We start from the raw sequence: 17824 nt of genomic DNA, 5'->3' as shown, positions 1-17824 counted from the left end.
TTAATGGGAGCGGGATCATTTATCAATTATATTGAAATTATAATAATAATTTGTTATACAAATGATAAATCCGTGTTTTCACACATTCTAGGGTTTACTTATACTTCGGTGCGCCGTGATCTATTGTTCATGAACAGGAGGAAATAACTTGGAACTGAGACAACTGGAGTATTTCGTGGCCGTTTGCGAGGAGCTGCATTTTACGAGGGCTGCAGATAAGCTCGGCATCTCCCAGCCGAATTTAAGCCTGCAGATTAAAGCCTTGGAGGAGGAGGTCGGTATGCCTCTGTTTGACCGCATCGGCAAACGGATTGCGGTGACCGATGCGGGCTCAGTCCTGCTTAAGCAGGCAAGGGGAATTTTTCAAAATTTGCAGAACGCCAAGCTGGAGATCGGCGAACTTCGCCATCACCAGGGCGGTACGCTCGGCGTCGGCGTGCTGCCTTCCGAGCTCGATTTCCGCCTGACCCCGATGTTCATCGATTTCCGCAACCGGTATCCGAACGTCCGGCTGAAGATCGTCTCGGCCGTCGATGTGGCGGACCTCGTCCTTAGTACAGAAATCGATATCGGCATCTCGCTCAAGCCGCTTTACGACAACCGGCTGGTGGTCCGGTCCCTGCCCCGGGAGGAGTACGGCGTGGTAGTATCTGCCGAACACGAGCTGGCCGGAAGGGAGTCGGTCTCCCTAACTGAACTGAACGGCCTGCCGATCATTATGTATCCCAAGGGGTTCTGGGGAAGGGAGCTCGTTGAGCAATACTGCCGGAAGAACGGGTTTAACCTGGACATCGTCGTGGAAACGACGTCCAACCCTTCGCTCTTCCGCTTTGTCCGGGAAAACATGGGGGTTACCGTTCAGACGCCCACGCTCGTCGAAGCCATCGGCGATCCGAAGCTGCGGTTACTCCCCATCCATGATGATCCGCCCTACAGGGAAATGAGCATCATTTACCGGGCGGATAAATATTTGGGCCATGCTGCGCAGGCTTTTATTCATCTTGCCGAGGAGCGCCTCAAATCATAGTGCGAGCTGGAGGCGCGCAGCATGGCCGGCAATCGGCCCAATTTTGACCCTTGGGAAGTTATATGTATCTTTCCTGGATCACGTTATAATGGTGGATTTCATGTCCGGTCAGAATATACGCCCAAGCGGCGGCGGTGGAATCATAACCGTTCACGATACCTTTGCGGGTCCAGGCCTCGTCCGGAATGCTCCGCAGCAGCGTCAGCGTGGATCGGCGAACCGCGGCGAAATCCTCGAGAAGCTCGGCGATGGAGAAACGGTCGAAGGCTGCGCCTTCCATCAGCACTTCCTCGTCATAGCCGGTCAAAGGCGTGATGTCCCCCCTGGCGATGCGGAGCAGCCTGTAGCACATGATGCGCTCATTATCCGTAATATGGCCGAGCACCTCTTTCAAGCTCCATTTGCCTGGCGCATAGCGATAGTTCCCCTTTTCTTCCGTCAGTGCAGAAAAAAACGCGGTCGTCCGGTTCAGAGACCCGTTCAGAATCTCCTCGAGGTTCCCCTCAGGTACGAGAGAGACATACTTGGCAAAACCTTCGTTGTAGTCTTCCTTCGCTGGGCGCAGAATCATCGGTATCCATCCTTTCGTTTTGTAAAATGTTCAAGCAATGGGCGTGCCGTTGCCGACAGGCACATCAGGGGCCAGCAGCACCACATCGCCCTCTTCCGGAACTCCGCCGAGAACGAGCACTTCCGATTCATATCCGGCAATCCGCCGCACGGGAAAATTAACGACGGCGGCCACCTGGCGGCCGACCAGCTGCTCCGGGGTATACCTTCTCGTAATCTGGGCCGAGGAACGCTTGACCCCAAGCTCCCCGAAATCAATGCTCAGCTTGATCGCCGGCTTGCGCGCCTCCGGAAAAGGCTCCGCCTTGACCACCGTTCCGATGCGAATGTCCAGCTTCATCAAATCTTCGATGGTTGCCACAACTTTTCCTCCTTCATATGCCATGATTGTATCTCTCCATTATATCCCTGCCTGTCGATGGCACAAGCACTTTCACCAACCTAAAAAAGGCTGCACACCGCAGCCCAGATTCCCATAACGTATTTTATCGATATAGCCGCAAATAACAAATTAGCCAAAGCCTAACTTTCAAGCTTGCCTTTTCATTTATTCCAATAATCAATCGTTATCCTCAAATACGACAGTTAATGACATATTACTTTAGTATGATGAAATAAATAACTGCGAAGGAGTAGATGAACTTGAAAAGACTCGCTGGGAAAATCGCTCTCGTAACCGGAGGAAGCCGGGGAGCAGGACGAGGGATTGCCGTTGAACTTGGGAAAGCCGGAGCAGTAGTTTATGTATCCGGAAGAAGTTTACGAGGGACGACTACACACGGTTTTCCAGGCAGTATCGATGAAACTGTGGAGGAGATTCGAAGTCATGGAGGAGAGGCGTACGCATGTCGTTGCGATCATACCCGTGATGAGGATACACAAGCTTTGATCGAGAGAATCCGACAGGAACAAGGACGGCTCCATATCCTTGTGAATAACGTCTGGGGACTGCATGACTTGGAAGTGAATTTACAATCCAAACCATTCTGGGAATATCCGCTGAACATGTGGGATGCTATGTTTCAGAGTGGAGTACGCCTTCAAATAGCGACAAACCATTATGCGATTCCGCTTATGCTGGAAGCTGATTCTGGATTGATCGTACATACCACGTTTCAGGATCAGGATAAGTATTTAGGAACTTTCTATTACGACCTCGCCAAGAATACCATTAACCGCTCAGTGCTCGGATTAGCTCATGATCTCAAAAGCACTGAAATAACCGTGGTAGCGGTCTCCCCTGGCTGGATGAGAACAGAACTGGTATTAAGGAACTTCGGTACAGATGAAGCTCATTGGAAGGAGTTTGATGCTCTGAAACACACGGAGTCGCCGTATTACGTAGGGCGAGCGGTGTCAGCCCTGGCTGGGGATGATGAAGTGAAACAGAAAAACGGACTGGTACTACAAGTTGGTGATCTTGCCCAGGAATACGGATTCACCGATATTGATGGACGGTTCATCCCTCCTTTTTTAATATAATCAGTCTCATTGAAAAAACGAATACTCGCTAGAGCTCAGTTAACCGCCTTCTTAACGGGCGGTTAACTTGCTGCCTAATACAGCGAGTAGATCGTTTGGTTAGGGCCAGTGCGATTCAAGATGCGATTTTCTTCCCACGAGGCAAATCCCATGAACGCGGGCTATCCTCCATAGGCTTCCCGGGTCCGGTAAATATGCTGGTCCATCAAAAAGTCCAGCAGCATGCGGTTGAATGCATGGGGCTGGCATAAATGGGTCGGGTACATCGCATCCTCGATCGTCGCCAGCTGCACATGCCGGAACAGGGTGGCCGCCCGCTGCATTTGCTTGACGAACCACTCGCTTTGGCTGCCTGCGACGCACAGCACAGGCATCGGCAGCCGTGCCAAATTGGCCGGCATCTCCATACGCAGCAGCTCCATGCGCTGCTTGATCGACTCTGTCGGCCGCTTGTGGTACAGTTCCTTGCGGAGGATGCTGTAGACCGGTCTCCACCGGTTATACGTCACCCGCAGCGACCTTAGGAAAAACTCCGCAGGCAAATAATAAGACAGCCAACTGCACGCCTCGCAAATATTCAGCAAATGGTTCTTTTTCCCGAAGCATCCGGCGAAGTAGCTGTCTACGAGTACCAGGGCGCTGACCCGGTCCGGATGAAGGGCGGCAAACGTCTGGGCGAGCACGCTTCCGCTGGAACAGCCGACAAGCGTCGCCTGCGAAATATGCAGCTTATTGAGCAGCTCGCACAAATCGCTGCATTGGGTTTCCATAATGTGCCCGACCTCCACGTCAAGCTTCCCCGAATTGCCGTAACCCCGGAGGTCCAGTACAATCACCTTTGCCCGCTTGCTGAAATATTCGACCTGGGGCTCAAACATATGATGGGACGACAAATGCCCGTGAATGAACACGATGGGCGTGCCGCTGCCGTGAATTTCATAATATAACGTGGTTCCGTTTACTTGTATCTGAGGCACTTCATGTTCTCCTCTCTCCCAAATAACCTGTTTTCTCTGTTTGTGCAAAATCGCGGGCGCCGCCCGCTTGGGAATCGATGCTTCTCTTTGTTTAAACAACAAAAAAGAAGCACCGGAAAGAGGACACTCTTCCATGCTTCCAAATCCAAGGCCGAATAAGCCTTGCCATCTGCATGAATAACAGCTGCCTCTCTTAACACGCTTGCGTGGTTAGCTGACGGATTCGGGCCAAAGAGTAGCCCTACTCATCACTTTCGAGATTCACCCCATATGGCCGCAGCGGATGCTGCAGACACGACCGGTTCCCCCGCTTTCCGCCCTCCGGCGGAAATTCAGCGAATAGACATATTCCATGTACACGCTTCATCCTTCAAAATGAGCGCACAGAAAAACACAGAGCAGATACCCTGTGTTGATGCGTCAAATCACAGTTTCCTCCGCTCTCAACTACGCTTACGAGGTTAGCTGACGGATTCGGGCCGTGAGAGTAGCCCTACGGAAACAGGCATTATCCTGCCTCCGATTCACCCCTGCAAGCCGCAAGCCCCAGCATAAAGCTCCGTGGGACGAGGACTGCGATTGGTTCCCCCGCTTTTCATCGGAAAATTCAGCGTTCATCAAGTCGCAAATCTTACTCTATTGGATGATGAAATGAATATACGCCTGGGACGGCGAACTGTAAAGCAGGGAAACGATACGATTCCCTGCTTTATTTGGGGATCTGATGGGAAAACGGGTCCTAATCCGTAGGAATCATTGTTTTACGGCCTTTCCTACCGCTTTCCTTAGCTTTGCTGGATAACTGAAGGCTGAAAGCCATTCAAATGGCTGAACCCGCCCATTGGATCGGAATATAATGCCGGAATAGGGCTGAAGCCGCTAGGCTGAAAAAAAGCGGCTTTTTGCCGGAATTTTGGACTTTGCGCTGGAAAGATGCTGGTTTTGATCCGAAAAATCCGCCTCGTCTTCTTGCCAAAGATATCCCTTGGACGTATGATGCGGATAGTTTACCAATCGGACACATGTATGGAACCCTACTGGCCGTGTCGATCCGGAACAAGGCGGCAGGGAGTATCCATGAAATCACGGTCAAGGAGGATGTCACGATGAACCGGGCTTTAATCTCCACCATCGAACTGTTTGAAATCGATCTTCCAAGGTACCAGCACCACAGCCTGGGCTGGCTGGAAAATTGCCGGATCGGCATTGTAAAGCTGCCTTACTCGGGAGAAGAAGGGCTTGCCGAGGGCCTGCTGTGCTCAGGCAAGCAAGCCTTCGACTTGGTACGGTGGGGCTGCTGCCTGCGTTATATTTGCGGCCTAACGCTGGAAGAAGCCATCACCGCGACGGCCATGAACATTCTGAAGCAGCCGGACCACAATCAATACCCGCTCGCGCTGATGGCGCTGCTTGATGTCAGATCACGCCTGGAGCAGCATACCGCGCGCATAACAGCCGAACACATGGGAAGATCCCTTGATGCCGGCCTTATCGAGATAAACCGTACGGCTTACGCCAAAGGAGCCGCAGCATCGCTGCGCATCGGGGGAGGAACGTCGCTTGCGATCTCCGGCCTGACGGTTGACCTTGATACGGAAGTCCAGGCGAATGCTCCCGTCAACCGCCTCCCGCTGCTCGGCCGGGAGTTCCCGACGGATACCCGCGCCTTGATCCGCCGCTCCTCGGCATACCTGTCCCTGTTCGGCGCCAGCACAAAGAACCGCCACCCCGGATAATCCCCGAGTGGCGGTTCTTTTGTACTGCCTGCACGGGCAGCTACAGCGCCTGCTCCTCGCTGCGAAGCTGCACCAGCGCTTTTCGCTGCCAGGCCTTGCTCCTCCAGCGGACCCAGAGCAGGATGCCCCGCAGCCATTCGTCGGCAATAAACGCCGCCCAGATGCCGTACAGGCCGTATCCCCAATAAATGCCGAGCAGATACGTCAGCGGCACGCTGAAGAGCCAGGTCACCGTGATGGACACGATCATGGCGGACCGTGCGTCGCCGGCGGCCTGCAGCGACCGTTCCAGGATAACGTTGAAGTTGCGCCCCGGCTCCAGCAGAAAGCTCAGCAGCAGCAAGGCCGCTCCCATCGCGATAATGTCCGGGTCGGTCGTGAACAGCTTCATCAGCGGCTGCCGGAACAGCGTCAGCACGGCGACGGCCGCCAGCGTGATCAGCTCGCTGCGGATCAGATTCCGGATCACCTGCTTGTAGGCCTCTTCCCTCTGGCCCGCGCCGACCAGCTGCCCGACGATGATCTGCCCGCCCCGGCCCAGCGAGACGGCCAGAATCATGACGAAGAACATGATGTTCTGCGTGTAAATTTTCGTTGCAAGCACGCTGGCCCCAAGCGACGAAATAAAGGCCGTGGTCACAAACTGGTTGGCGGAGTACGACAAGGACACCGCCGAGGACGGCACGCCGACGCGAAGCACCTTCCCGATATGCTCACGGCTCCACACGAACAGGTCGTTCCAGCGGATGTAGACGCCCGCCGCCTTGCGTAGCAGCACCAGATTGACGGCCAGACCGACGCACTGGGCAAAGGCGGTGGATATCGCCACCCCGACGACGCCCAGCTTCGGAAAGCCGCCGGGGCCGTAAATAAACAGGTAATTCCCGAAAATATTCAGCACGTTCATGCCGATCGTGACGACCATCGTCTGCCGGGTTAATCCATGAGATTGAATCATGGCCGTGACGGCGGTCAGCAGCGCCTGAATGACCAGGGCGCCACCGGCGATGAGCAAATACTTCTCCGCCTGCCCGAACAGAGAAGGGTCGAGGTCGAATATCCGCAGCAGCGGCCCGCTGAGCATCATGACGATGACGCTCACAACCAGGCCGAACAGGAAGTTAAGCGCCAGCGAGGACCCGGCCAGCCGGCCGATTTCATGCTGCCTGCGTGCACCCAAATACTGCGAGATGACCACCGCAGAGCCGAGCGCCACGAAATTGAACATCAGCACCGCAAACATGATGATCTGGTTCGCGACGCCGACCGCCGCAACCGCGCCGTCGGACACCTTGCTCAGCATGAACGTGTCCGATGTCCTGAGAAACATTTGAAGGGCCGATTCCACAAAAATCGGCCACGTAATCGCAAGCAGCGACAGCTTGCTAACGGGGTTGTCTCCCGCGATGGATCTGGACATTACAGGCCGTAAGCCTCCCGGATCTTGGCAATGCCAAGCTTCGCGGTCTCCAGGGCGGTCAACCCGCCGTAGCTATCCATAAACAGCTCCAGCGACAGGTAGCCCTCATATCCCGCATCTGCCAGCGTTCTGGCGAGCGCTCCGGACGGAGCGATGCCGTCTCCCGGAAATACCCGGTGGGCGTCCTGGATCTCGGAGCGGGACGGCGCCGCCGGATAATCGTTCACGTGGACGATGCCGATCCGGTTCCCAGGCAAGCCTTCAAGGTCCCGAAGCTCGCTGCCGCCGGTGTACATGTGGAACGGATCGATAAGAATTTTGGCGTCCGCCACCCCGCTGGCTTGAGCTACGTAAATCGCATCCTTCAGGCTGTTCAGCCGGGCCGCTTTTCCCCAAAATTCAAGATAGGGCTCTATGCCGATCCGGCGGGCCAACTCGGCCAGCTTGGCAAAGGAAGCGGCAAATTCGTCCAGCGTGACGTGGTCAACCTGTCCGAAGGGGGGCGCCGCCGCCGCGAGACAGCCCAGCTCCGCCAGCATCTCCATTTCCTTCTCCGCTTGATCGAAACCGCGCTGTCTCGCTTCAGGATCACGGTCGGCCCAAGCCCAGAAGGCGATGGCGTTCGCCACCTTCAGTCCATGGTCTTCGATATACCGTCTAAGCTCCTGCAGCTCGCCGCCCTCTGCAAGGTAAGCTTCAATGTCCCGTACCCACAGCTCGATGCCCTCATAGCCTGCTTCCGCCGCCACGCGGACCTGCTCTTTGACGCCGAGTCCGTAAGGCAGGAGTGTAGATGTATTCAATGACAATTTAAAAGGAAACAAGCTTGATCTCCTTCTTTCCGTAAGTAGTTAAGGGGTAAATGGCACCCTTCTCTGCTCGGCATGGCTCTGCATGCCCAGCTCGATGACACGGATCGCCATCCGGGCCTGCTCGGGCTTTACGCTAAGCTCTGACACACCATGGATAGCCTCCGCCACGTTGCGGTAATAGGCGTCGTAACATCCCGGAATCGTCTTCAGACGCCCCGTAAACTGCAGGCCGTCCCGGTTTGCCACGAGGCTTCCCCACATCTCCTGCGGCTCTTCGCCCCATCCGGGCGATCCCGGCAGCCTGCCGGCCTTCAGCAGATTTTCCTGAGGATCTTCTCCATACTTGACAAACGAACCCTCCGTCCCGTACAACCGGTATCTCGGAGCCGGATCCCGGGCCAGCAGGGTCGATTTTACCGACACCTTCAGCCCATCCGGATACCCAAGCGATACGTCAAAATAGTCCGGGGCCAGCGTCCGCTCCCGCTGCGTCTGCACCTCCGCCTGCACGCTGTCCGGAAGCCCGAACAGCGTCAGCGCCTGGTCGATCAGGTGGACGCCCAGGTCATAGAACGTCCCGGACCCTTCGGCCCCCGCATCCCGCCAGCGGCTGGGATCGGCATTCGGGCTGAACCGGTCCCAGCGGAATTCCGCTTCGGTGATCCGGCCGACCAGACCGCGGCGGACAACCTCCTGCAGCGTCAGGTAATCGCCGTCCCACCGGCGGTTATGGAACACGCTGAGCACCAGCCCCTTATCTTGGGCCAGCGCGATCAGTTCGTCCGCTTCCTCCGTCGTCGGCGTGAACGGCTTCTCTACGACGACATGCTTGCCGGCCAGCAGGGCGTCCTTGACAAACGAATAGTGCGCCGTGCTCGGCGTCGTAATGACGATCAAGTCGATGTCCGGATCCTCATAGGCTTCCCGGACGTCCTGTACAGCCCGGACGGACGGGTAAGCCTGCAGGCACGAATGGCCGCTGCGCTGGACGATCATCGCCAGCTCCAGCTCCGGTACGGCCGTGATGACCGGGCAGTGAAACGTCCTGGCGGCGAATCCGTAACCGACCACCGCTGTCCTCACCTTCTCCTTCATTCGCATCACTCTCCTATATAGCCAGGCGAATGTTTAACCTTCGCCGGCCCCGATGTTATACAGAATCCGGTTGACCGGATACAGTGATTCCGACTCCTTGACCGGAACCAAATCCCGGTACATCGGATTGTAATACTTTTTACGGTACTGGCTGGCGGTGAGTCCCTTCACGGCTTTGAACACCCTGCTGAAGTAATTTTCATCCGAGAATCCGACCGCAAAGGCGACCTCCTTGATGCTGTGCTCCTCGTACAGCAGGAGCTGGCAGGCGCGCTCGATCCGCCTCTGAATAATCGCATCGCGCGGCGTGCGGCCCATATACTGCACAAAAGACCTGGAGAAATGCTCATGCGACCAGCCGATCCGCCTCGCCAGCATTTCCACCGAAATGGCCTCTCCCAAATGCTTGTCGATATAATCGAGCGCCTTGACGATTTGGGGAGGAATCCGGTTGGCCGGCGTCGTCAGCGGCTCGTCGAAGAGGTGGCCGCTGATTTCCGTCAGCAGCGACCATAGAAGCGAGCTCCCGCGGCTCTGCATCCGGTCCGTATGGGCATGGGCGATATGCATGATTTGCTTCATCATGCCGACCGGAAGCTCCTCGTCCAGCGGAATACAGCTCGGGCCGCTGGGCGCAAGGAGTGGAAGCGCCGCCTCCGTCCCGGCATTTTCCGGAAATCCGAAATGAATGAACAGATGCCGCGCCGGCTGCTGCGGGTCGTATTCATAGGCGTGGTATTCGCCCGGTCTGGTCACGATAAAGCTCGGTTCCTGCAGGACGTATGCCTCCCCCTCCACCCTGTAGACGCTGCGCGTCCCATCCGGAAAATACAGCAGCTCGTAATCGTGAATCCGCCGCGGGCCGAGGGAGGTGCCGGGCTTCTTGACGATGTCCCCGACGATATGGATCCTCGGGAGGTGCACAAGATGCGAGGCCGCCCGGCTGGATTGGCTTTCCGTTATATTCATGGCAGTTCCCTTCCTCATCCCCCACGAAGTGGAGTCTTAGCTTCGGTTCCTTTTCAGGCCCATTCGATGTTCGTTCTAAGAAAATAAATGATTAAATCAGTCCGAGTCCCTGCAAATTGCGGTAGCTGATCGCCAGGCTCTCCAGCGGATCGCGCCGGCTCTGATCCTGTTCGACGACGAGCCAGCCGGTTCCTACCTCCCGCGCCGTTTGGGCGATGGCCTTGAAATCGAGAATCCCCTCCCCGATTTCGGCGAAAAACTGCTCCTCGCCGGCTTCCACATCTTTGATATGGAGCAGTGGGCACCGGTTCTGAAGCTTGGCGAGGTACGACACCGGATCTTCACCGCCCCGCTTGACCCAATACGTATCCAGCTCCATCTGAACCAAGGAAGGATCGGTTTCGCGGAGCAAAATATCGAGCGCGTATTCGCCGTCGAATTTGGCGAACTCCCAGTCGTGGTTATGGTACAGCAGCTGAACCCCGCGCCGGCGGAACTTCTCGCCCGCTTCGTTCAGCTTGGCGGCCTTCGCCAGCACCTCGTCCCGGGACGCAAAACGCAGCGAGAGCGCCACGAATTTACCGCCGTCCACCTCCTCGAGATAATCCGCGATGTCGTCCGGATTGAAATCAAACGTATCGAATCCGGCATGGGTTCCGATGACCTTGAGGCCGATCCGGTCCAGCAGCGCCTTCTGCTCCGCCACGGTGATGCCTTCCGGCGGGCGTCCGAGCTCAATGCCCTGATAACCGATGGCGGCGATTTTCTCCAGCGTGCCTATGTAATCCTTGCTTAATTGTTCGCGAACCGTATATGGCTGTACGGCGACGGGAAATTTGGTCATGATCTATGCATCCTCTCTTGGTTTGAAATGGGACAGGCTCTCCGTGCGGTGATTATTACAGATCCAGCATGTTGTATTTCAGGCCGAGCGGCAGCGGAGCCGGACGTTCCACCGTGGATTCCAAGTGAATGTGGCGCTCCTGCTGTGACGCTTCGAAGATGCCGAGCGAGATGTCCAGCACATGGCGCGCCAGCTTGCCGCTTGCCCGGTTCGGACGTCCCGACTGGATTGCATAAGCCATGTCGGCTACGCCCATGCCGCGTCCTTCCTCGGCATACGGATGGGAATGCGGGATCTCTTTCGTCTGCCCGTTCGGGAACTGGATGGATACGGCGCCTCCGAAGAAGTTCGGATCCGGAACGTACAGAATGCCTTCCGTGCCGTACACTTCCAGCCGCGGCGAATAGCCGAATGCCTCTTTGGCCGCCTGAAGGGTAGCCACCGCGCCGCTGTGGAAGTCCAGCACCGCCGATACGTTCGTCGGCGCTTCCACCGGCACCGTCTGGCCGAATGCCGGCGATTTCGGATTGTCCACCACGACCTCCTGATGCAGCTGGCGGGCGGATCCCGTTACCCTCTGTACGGGTCCGAGCAGCGCGATCAGCGCCGTCAAATAGTAAGGCCCCATATCCATGATCGGATCGCCGCCCAGCTTCAGGAAGTTGCGGAAGTTCGGATGCATGCCGCCCGCGGCGTTCCCCATGATAATCGTAGCGCTTGCACCATAAGGCGTGCCGATCCATCCGTCATTGATCAGCTTGACGCAGGTCTGGATGCCGGCGCCGAGGAAGGTGTCCGGCGCGCAGCCGACAAGCAGGTTTTTGGACTCGGCCAGAGCCAGAACCTCATCGGCATCCTCGCGGTTGAGGGCAAACGGCTTCTCCGTGTACACATGCTTCCCGGCCTCAAGTGCCCGCAGGTTCAGCGGGGCATGCGCGGCGGGGGCCGTCAAATTGAGAACGATTTCAATTTCCGGATCGGCCAGCAGCTCCTCCACAGTGTACACATTTGGAACGCCGAACTCTTCCGCTTTTTTCTGCGCGAGCTCCGGAACCATATCCGCTACGGCTTTGACCTCGACGATATGGTCGAGCATGCCGGTCAAATTTTTCAGATATACGGTGCTGATCATGCCGGTACCGATGACGCCAACCTTGACTTTACGCACGAATACATCAACCTCTCTTCGTTTGGTAGTGATCTTGTGCCCTCATTATCACGCATCGCCCGGTCGAACTCAATGGACTGCAGCGCAAATAAACTGGATTTATTTGATATTATCCATCCCTGTCCGCAGCTAGCCGGTTTGTGTTCAGGAGTAAAAACCTCCCGGCACCAGGGACATACCCGAAGAGCAAAGAGGCATTCTAAAGTGGTTTTATGATCAATCCCTTGGGGCGTTACTCCACCCTCGGCTTTGCCGGGTCGCAATCAGGACGCGGCACCTCACCGAATTGGGACAGCTTCTGCAAATAATAGCATTCTTCCCGGAACATATGGTCCGGCACCAGCCTGTTCAGCCTGCTCAGCAGCTCGGCGCTGATGTCCAGCTCCTCGACCTCCAGCAGAAAGTTCATAAACGCCGACATTTCCAGGTCCACGTCGCTGTGGAACTTTTTCACCGCCGGGTAGGTCGTCCGAAGCGTACGCAAGTATCCTACAAGCTCAAGCGCCTTCAAATAAAATTCGTTGAAATGCTGCTCAAATTCCTTGCTCCTCTGGATCAGCCTCCGCTCCACCCCGTCGAGATCCGAAGCGATCGATGCCGAGTGAAAAGCCGCGTCAGGCAGCCACAGCAGATCGTGATGCAGCGGGTGATAACGGGGAACCGGATTTCCCTTTAACAGCTCAGCGAGAATGCGCTCATATTCCTCCAGCTCGTTCACCATATGATTGATAAATGTTGGCGACAACCCGATGACCACTTTGCGCTGCAGCACCCGGTCGAGAAGATCCAGCTTAAACGCCCGCAGTTCATGAACCGCCTGATTCGCCTGTTCGTTCAGCTCCGTCAGCGGCTGTCCCTCAGGGAACGAGCGCGCCTGTCCCAGCAGCCGGTCGAACCATTGGACGAACGAAGCCGCCGTCTGTACGTCCTTGACTTCCTTCGAAGCCAGCGCGTTGTAGATAAAACGGGCATGATCCCCCAAAATCTGCAGCCAAAACCTGTGCTCAAAGAGCGCCTCTTCATTCATTGCAGGCGTATCCCTCCCATCAATAACCATCCGTCACTGGACAATATATGAGATGGAGCACCCAACTTATGCGTTACAAAAAACCACCCCCGCCGCATACAGCGGCAAGCGTGGCTGCAAAAAATCATACCTTGAGACTACGTCCCGGCGCTTCATCCATATTTTCAAAATTAGGGATCAATCGGAAATCGCCTGGTGCAGCGCTTCGATATACTCCAGCGCCAGCTTGGACAACGCCGCATTCTGATGGCAGATCCAGCCGACATTGATCGTCTCGTCGCAGTCGAGCGGCACAGGAATAATCTCGTTCCCGTTCAGGTCGGCGCTGAGAACACCGGTTGAGATCGTATAACCGTTCAGTCCGATCAGCAGGTTGAACAGCGTGGCGCGGTCGTTGACCCGGATGCTTTTCGGATGCGTCAGTGTGCTCAGAATTTCCTCGGAGAAGTGAAAGGAGTTGTACTCCCCCTGCTCAAACGACAGGTAGGGATAATCCTGCAGCTGGTCGATCGTCACAATAGACTGCTTGGCGAGCGGGTTATGGACGCTGATAAAAATATGAGGCCGGGCCGTAAACAGGCTCGTGAATTTCAAATTGGCGTCCTTCAGCAGGCGGTTGATGACCTTGCTGTTGAATTCATTGAGGTACAGAATGCCGATTTCGCTCCGCTGGCTTTTGACATCCTGGATAATTTCATGGGTCTTCGTTTCCCTCAGCGCCAGCTCGTATTCGTCCTGCCCATACTCGTTGACCAAATGCACGAACGCATTGACGGCAAACGCATAGTGCTGGGTCGATAAGGAAAAATGCTGCGGTGACGGCTTGGCGTTCATATAGCGGCTCTCCAGCAGCTCTGCCTGCTCGGTCACCTGCCGGGCATAGCCGAGAAATTCGGCGCCTTCCTTGGACAGGGTAATCCCTTTGTTCGTCCGTTCAAAAATCGTAATGTTCAGCTCTTCCTCCAGATCCTTGATCGCATTCGACAGGCTTGGCTGCGAAATAAACAGCCGTTTGGCCGCTTCATTCATGGACCCGCGGTTGGCGACTTCGATGACGTATTTTAACTGTTGTAAGGTCAATGCTACAGCCCTCTCTTTGAAACAACGATATGATCTTCGTTTATTTCAAAGTATACCCGGGCACCGGTCCCCTCCACAACTGTTCTGGCATAAATTCCGCATTACTGCCGCCGTGTGCTTCGCAGTGCGGTGTACAACGACAGCAGGATAAGCACGAGGGCCATCACCGGATGGATGGCGCCCAGCGCAGGCACATGCGCCGTCATGTACTGCAAGTCGATCAGAACAAACATGGCCAAACTGAGCCACGCGCTGCCTTTAAAGCATTTTCCCGTAATGGCAAAAATGATCATCAGAAGCGGGGCAAACCCAAAAAAATGAACAAAGTTTTCGTGGAGCCGCCAGTTCACCGGATTTTGGAACACAGCCGACCCTGCGATGTACACCTGAATCGTGATACATGCGACCAATATCCAGGACAGCCCCATAAAGATGCCCCGGGAAATCCGTCTGCCCCCTGAAATTTTATCTTTAGATGGATTAAGATCGATGCTTGTCATGTGGTTTTCCTCCCTTATAATCGGACGTCAACGCGGCGATCCCCGCAAACAACGCAGCCATGATCAGCGGAAGATAAGGTGTCCCGGCCGGCCGGTCATGGATCAGATAACCGAGAGCGGCAATAATGGTTGACAGAAAGATGCCGCAGGCAGCGCCGCCGACGGCAGCCAGCAGTACTTTGATCACATGGCGCTGCTTCAGCATAATCACCCCTCCCCCGTTGAATTGCTTCCATTGCATTGACCGCAATGAAGGCAATGAATTGCGATGGTCTGCGGCGCACCCGTGTTTTGCCGCCTGGAGTTTATTGTAGCAGCGACTTGTTGTGAACCTGTGAAGTTCTCTTGCTGTTGCGATGAAAATGCATCCGGATATTTGCGGCTTTTTCCCGGGTCTATGGTGGGGTTGTCGGGGGTTGTCCTTCAGGAATGTTGCGAACTTGTTGCGGTTCCTTACGGCTTTGGTGAATTGTCCCCGCATCCGCGGGAACCGGTATATAATGAGGGGGATAAAAGCCGGAAAGGCTGCAACGGCCCAAGGCTCTCGAGATAAAGGAGAATGAACACATGACGCATACTCTGCTGCTTGTCGATGATGAAAAGGAAGTGCTGGCCTTTATGGAGCCGTTTCTCCAGCAGGAGGGATACGAGACGATCACGGCTTTATCCGGCCGGGAAGCGCTCCGGATCGCTGGCGAACGGAAGCCGTCCCTGGTCGTCCTCGACTGGATGATGCCGGGAATGAGCGGCATTGACGTGTGCCGGGAGCTGCGGAAGCTGCCGAAGCTGGGAATCATCATGCTGACCGCCAGAGTGGAAGAAACGGATAAAATCATCGGGCTGGAGGTCGGCGCCGACGATTATTTGACGAAGCCCTTCTCCCTCCGGGAGCTGGTCGCACGAATACGCTCGGTCCTCCGGAGAATCCATGGGGACGAGACTCCGGATGACCGGATCGTGCGGGGAGATTTAACGATATCCGAGGCGCAGTGCCGGGTGTGGAAACGCGGGGAGGAAGTTCTGCTGACCCCGACCGAATTCAAAATGCTCGCCACCCTGGCTTCGCGGCCGGGCATCGTATACAGCCGCCTGCAGTTGCTGGCTGCGGTCGATGACGACCTGCTGAACGACGAGCGGACCGCGGACGCCCACATCAGCCGGATCCGCAAAAAGATCGAGGACGATCCGTCCAACCCGGTGTTTATTAACACCGTGTACGGATTCGGATACCGGTTCGGTGACCGCCGTGAACGTTAGCCGGAAACTGTTTTGGGCCATGGCCGCCTTTATCCTGGTCATGAGCCTGACGTTTATGCTGATCACAAACGCAGTCGTGCACGGGCTGCTAGGCGAGCTGACACCGTCCTCCGACCAAGAGCAAATCAGCCGCCTGTCGCATACGCTCGCCGAATATTATGATCGGCACGGTGGTTCCTGGAACGGTGTTGAGAAGCTGGCCCCTGGCGACTTACTGGAAGAAGTTCAGGACAGCGGCCTGATCTTGTACGACGTCCACGACAGGAAGCTTGCCATCTTCGGCAGCGTGGCCGAGCCCATGATCAGGGGGCTCGGGGTAGAATACCGCATCGAGACGAATGGACGGGACGTCGGGTCTTTCCGATACTACGATCCAGAAATCAGCGTGATCTCCAAGGTGAAGCTGGGCATATCACATGGCGTTGGCTTTCTGCTGATCGTCAGCGCGGTGGTATTCATTGTTGATGCCCTGCTGGCTGCCTATTGGATCTCCCGCCGTCTGACTTCCCCGCTTCGCCGGCTGGTTTCTGCGATCGAGCAGATTAAGGAAGGCCGGCATGGGGTACAGGTTCCGGTCACGACTAAAGATGAGTATGGCGAGGTCGCATCCGCCTTCAACCGGATGTCCCTGCAGCTGGGCCGGGCCGAGGATGCGAGGCGCAATCTCGTGGCTGACGTCGCGCATGAGCTGCGAACTCCCCTCTCCATCATGAGGGGAAAGATGGATATGCTGCAGCAGCAAGGCGAAGCGATCGAACCCGAGCAGCTGCTTCCGCTGCAGGATGAACTGATCCGGCTCACCCGGCTCGTGGACGACCTGCATCAGCTCTCACTGGCTGAGGCAGGCAAGCTGTCGTTTGAGTTCAGCCGGACGGACGCCCGTGCCCTGCTGGAGCAGACGCTCGAGCGGCTTCTGCCCCGCGCGCAGGATGCCGGCATTGCCATGACGCTGGTGAGCCAAGCCGGCTCCACGGAAATCCCGGTAGACTCCGGCCGGATAACCCAGGTCTTTCTCAACCTGCTGACCAATGCCGTCCGGCATACGCCGCATGGCGGTTCGATCCAAGTGATCCTGTCGGAGACACAGGATGCAAACGGACGGCCATGGCTGGAGATCGCGGTGAAGGACACCGGCACCGGCATCGCCCCCGAGCATCTCCCGAACCTCTTCGACCGCTTCTACCGGGCCGATGCTTCCCGCTCGCGGCACAGCGGCGGAATGGGGCTTGGGCTCGCCATCGCCAAGGAATTCGTTGCGGCGCATCAAGGCACCATCGATGCCGAGAGCTCACCGGGCGAAGGGACCACGTTCCGGGTCCGGCTGCCATACAGGCGGGAGGGGGACGCCTGAACGCAACTGACTGCTCTCTGTCTTGCCTCAAATCGAAACAACCCCCGACACTGTCGGGGGTTGTTGGTGCTTACGGATAAGGGGCAGGCACCAGCTGATCTGTTTCCAAACCCCCGCTCCGCTTTCCTATTCATACAGCCAGCTTAAATCTTTCGTGAACTGTTTCAGCCGTTCCGGCTGAAGTGAATAATAATGCCGTTTTCCCTCCCTGCATTCCTTGATATACCCCTCATCCTTAAGCTCTTTCAAATGGTAGGACAGCTTGGACGGCGACACGTCTCCCAGCTTAAGCTGCAGGTCCGCGGGGCATACGGCCCCAGGCTCGAACGTACAGACAGGAGACTGGAAATCCGGCTGCCTGCCCATTTTAATCATCACCAAAATTTTCATCCGGATCGGGTCGCTGAGTGCTTTGGCCGCTTTGGCCATCTCGGTTTCGTAATGGGATCTCATAGAAAATATTATACACGCTCTGTATTGACATTTCAATTTTTGTTGAAATATAATCA

At 56.1% G+C, this 17824-nt stretch carries 19 protein-coding genes and 2 riboswitches; of the genes, 5 read left to right on the top strand and 14 right to left on the bottom strand.

Annotated elements, in window-relative coordinates:
• Nucleotides 1-148: 148 nt before the first annotated feature.
• On the top strand, nt 149-1027 hold the full coding sequence (locus GCU45_RS24580; RefSeq protein WP_152401217.1) for a LysR family transcriptional regulator: 879 nt from the start codon (nt 149-151) through the stop codon (nt 1025-1027).
• A 58-nt stretch (nt 1028-1085) separates the two neighbouring features.
• On the opposite strand, the gene GCU45_RS24575 is transcribed toward GCU45_RS24580, so the two are convergent.
• Both GCU45_RS24575 and csaA read right to left on the bottom strand, forming a co-directional pair.
• On the bottom strand, nt 1086-1598 hold the full coding sequence (locus GCU45_RS24575) for a DinB family protein (RefSeq protein WP_152401215.1): 513 nt from the start codon (nt 1596-1598) through the stop codon (nt 1086-1088).
• A 30-nt stretch (nt 1599-1628) separates the two neighbouring features.
• Nucleotides 1629-1958: a chaperone CsaA gene (gene csaA, locus GCU45_RS24570; RefSeq protein ID WP_076170310.1), complete on the bottom strand. Its 330-nt coding sequence runs from the start codon at nt 1956-1958 to the stop codon at nt 1629-1631.
• Between the two features lie 275 nt (nt 1959-2233).
• Here csaA and GCU45_RS24565 point away from each other — a divergent pair, with 275 nt between their 5' ends.
• The gene (locus GCU45_RS24565) at nt 2234-3079 is read left to right on the top strand and encodes an SDR family NAD(P)-dependent oxidoreductase (RefSeq protein ID WP_425281223.1); all 846 of its coding nucleotides are present in this window, start codon (nt 2234-2236) and stop codon (nt 3077-3079) included.
• A 161-nt stretch (nt 3080-3240) separates the two neighbouring features.
• On the opposite strand, the gene GCU45_RS24560 is transcribed toward GCU45_RS24565, so the two are convergent.
• A complete protein-coding gene (locus tag GCU45_RS24560) occupies nt 3241-4056 on the bottom strand; it encodes an alpha/beta fold hydrolase (RefSeq protein ID WP_167527211.1) in 816 nt (271 codons plus the stop codon).
• Nucleotides 4057-4239: 183 nt separating this feature from the next.
• Nucleotides 4240-4404, bottom strand: a riboswitch (cyclic di-AMP (ydaO/yuaA leader).
• 87 nt (nt 4405-4491) lie between these two features.
• A riboswitch (cyclic di-AMP (ydaO/yuaA leader) is annotated at nt 4492-4679 on the bottom strand.
• Between the two features lie 483 nt (nt 4680-5162).
• Between GCU45_RS24560 and GCU45_RS24555 the strand changes: the two genes are divergently transcribed.
• Nucleotides 5163-5792: a hypothetical protein gene (locus tag GCU45_RS24555; protein WP_152401210.1), complete on the top strand. Its 630-nt coding sequence runs from the start codon at nt 5163-5165 to the stop codon at nt 5790-5792.
• Between the two features lie 40 nt (nt 5793-5832).
• Here GCU45_RS24555 and GCU45_RS24550 read toward each other — a convergent pair whose 3' ends face one another.
• The 10 genes from GCU45_RS24550 to GCU45_RS24505 all read right to left on the bottom strand — a co-directional run bounded on the left by GCU45_RS24550 (nt 5833) and on the right by GCU45_RS24505 (nt 14912).
• The gene (locus GCU45_RS24550; RefSeq protein WP_089545972.1) at nt 5833-7212 is read right to left on the bottom strand and encodes an MATE family efflux transporter; all 1380 of its coding nucleotides are present in this window, start codon (nt 7210-7212) and stop codon (nt 5833-5835) included.
• Nucleotides 7212-8036 carry a sugar phosphate isomerase/epimerase family protein gene (locus GCU45_RS24545; RefSeq protein WP_152401208.1) on the bottom strand — a complete coding sequence of 275 codons (825 nt, stop codon included), beginning with the start codon at nt 8034-8036 and terminating at the stop codon, nt 7212-7214. The genes GCU45_RS24550 and GCU45_RS24545 overlap by 1 nt, the downstream gene beginning before the upstream one ends.
• 27 nt (nt 8037-8063) lie before the next feature.
• Nucleotides 8064-9119: an oxidoreductase gene (locus GCU45_RS24540; RefSeq protein ID WP_152401206.1), complete on the bottom strand. Its 1056-nt coding sequence runs from the start codon at nt 9117-9119 to the stop codon at nt 8064-8066.
• Between the two features lie 33 nt (nt 9120-9152).
• Nucleotides 9153-10088 carry an AraC family transcriptional regulator gene (locus GCU45_RS24535; protein ID WP_152401204.1) on the bottom strand — a complete coding sequence of 312 codons (936 nt, stop codon included), beginning with the start codon at nt 10086-10088 and terminating at the stop codon, nt 9153-9155.
• Nucleotides 10089-10179: 91 nt separating this feature from the next.
• On the bottom strand, nt 10180-10932 hold the full coding sequence (locus GCU45_RS24530) for a sugar phosphate isomerase/epimerase family protein (RefSeq protein WP_152401202.1): 753 nt from the start codon (nt 10930-10932) through the stop codon (nt 10180-10182).
• A gap of 55 nt (nt 10933-10987) precedes the next feature.
• Nucleotides 10988-12100: a Gfo/Idh/MocA family protein gene (locus GCU45_RS24525; protein WP_105441635.1), complete on the bottom strand. Its 1113-nt coding sequence runs from the start codon at nt 12098-12100 to the stop codon at nt 10988-10990.
• Between the two features lie 232 nt (nt 12101-12332).
• Nucleotides 12333-13127, bottom strand: coding sequence for a DUF2935 domain-containing protein (locus GCU45_RS24520; RefSeq protein ID WP_152401200.1), 795 nt, complete (start codon nt 13125-13127; stop codon nt 12333-12335).
• A gap of 177 nt (nt 13128-13304) precedes the next feature.
• Nucleotides 13305-14207, bottom strand: coding sequence for a LysR family transcriptional regulator (locus GCU45_RS24515; protein WP_152401198.1), 903 nt, complete (start codon nt 14205-14207; stop codon nt 13305-13307).
• Nucleotides 14208-14308: 101 nt separating this feature from the next.
• Nucleotides 14309-14707 carry a DUF6220 domain-containing protein gene (locus GCU45_RS24510; protein ID WP_152401197.1) on the bottom strand — a complete coding sequence of 133 codons (399 nt, stop codon included), beginning with the start codon at nt 14705-14707 and terminating at the stop codon, nt 14309-14311.
• Entirely contained in the window at nt 14688-14912 is a 225-nt protein-coding gene (locus GCU45_RS24505) for a DUF5957 family protein (protein WP_152401195.1), read from the bottom strand. Before GCU45_RS24505 ends, GCU45_RS24510 begins: the two co-directional genes overlap by 20 nt.
• 362 nt (nt 14913-15274) lie before the next feature.
• Between GCU45_RS24505 and GCU45_RS24500 the strand changes: the two genes are divergently transcribed.
• On the top strand, nt 15275-15964 hold the full coding sequence (locus GCU45_RS24500) for a response regulator (RefSeq protein ID WP_076170323.1): 690 nt from the start codon (nt 15275-15277) through the stop codon (nt 15962-15964).
• Nucleotides 15954-17315: a sensor histidine kinase gene (locus GCU45_RS24495; RefSeq protein WP_152401193.1), complete on the top strand. Its 1362-nt coding sequence runs from the start codon at nt 15954-15956 to the stop codon at nt 17313-17315. Before GCU45_RS24500 ends, GCU45_RS24495 begins: the two co-directional genes overlap by 11 nt.
• A gap of 126 nt (nt 17316-17441) precedes the next feature.
• Here the strand turns inward: GCU45_RS24495 and GCU45_RS24490 are convergent, their stop codons facing one another.
• Nucleotides 17442-17768 (bottom strand): ArsR/SmtB family transcription factor, encoded by a 327-nt coding sequence (locus GCU45_RS24490; RefSeq protein ID WP_167527210.1) that lies wholly within the window; start codon nt 17766-17768, stop codon nt 17442-17444.
• Nucleotides 17769-17824 lie beyond the last annotated feature (56 nt).

The sequence above is a fragment of the Paenibacillus cellulositrophicus genome (genome assembly GCF_009363095.1).
Taxonomy (GTDB): domain Bacteria; phylum Bacillota; class Bacilli; order Paenibacillales; family Paenibacillaceae; genus Paenibacillus_AQ; species Paenibacillus_AQ favisporus.
The sequence above is the reverse complement of the archived record's forward strand: the minus strand, read 5'-3'. Positions and strand labels throughout refer to the sequence as shown.

Bases quoted from the DNA above. Each gene is read 5' to 3' on its own strand.
- GCU45_RS24575 (WP_152401215.1), bottom strand. From the start codon at position 1,598: ATGATTCTGCGCCCAGCGAAGGAAGACTACAACGAAGGTTTTGCCAAG.
- GCU45_RS24565 (WP_425281223.1), top strand. From the start codon at position 2,234: ATGAACTTGAAAAGACTCGCTGGGAAAATCGCTCTCGTAACCGGAGGA.
- GCU45_RS24555 (WP_152401210.1), top strand. From the start codon at position 5,163: ATGAACCGGGCTTTAATCTCCACCATCGAACTGTTTGAAATCGATCTT.
- GCU45_RS24550 (WP_089545972.1), bottom strand. From the start codon at position 7,212: ATGTCCAGATCCATCGCGGGAGACAACCCCGTTAGCAAGCTGTCGCTG.
- GCU45_RS24540 (WP_152401206.1), bottom strand. From the start codon at position 9,119: ATGAAGGAGAAGGTGAGGACAGCGGTGGTCGGTTACGGATTCGCCGCC.
- GCU45_RS24535 (WP_152401204.1), bottom strand. From the start codon at position 10,088: ATGAATATAACGGAAAGCCAATCCAGCCGGGCGGCCTCGCATCTTGTG.
- GCU45_RS24530 (WP_152401202.1), bottom strand. From the start codon at position 10,932: ATGACCAAATTTCCCGTCGCCGTACAGCCATATACGGTTCGCGAACAA.
- GCU45_RS24520 (WP_152401200.1), bottom strand. From the start codon at position 13,127: ATGAATGAAGAGGCGCTCTTTGAGCACAGGTTTTGGCTGCAGATTTTG.
- GCU45_RS24510 (WP_152401197.1), bottom strand. From the start codon at position 14,707: ATGACAAGCATCGATCTTAATCCATCTAAAGATAAAATTTCAGGGGGC.
- GCU45_RS24505 (WP_152401195.1), bottom strand. From the start codon at position 14,912: ATGCTGAAGCAGCGCCATGTGATCAAAGTACTGCTGGCTGCCGTCGGC.
- GCU45_RS24500 (WP_076170323.1), top strand. From the start codon at position 15,275: ATGACGCATACTCTGCTGCTTGTCGATGATGAAAAGGAAGTGCTGGCC.
- GCU45_RS24490 (WP_167527210.1), bottom strand. From the start codon at position 17,768: ATGAGATCCCATTACGAAACCGAGATGGCCAAAGCGGCCAAAGCACTC.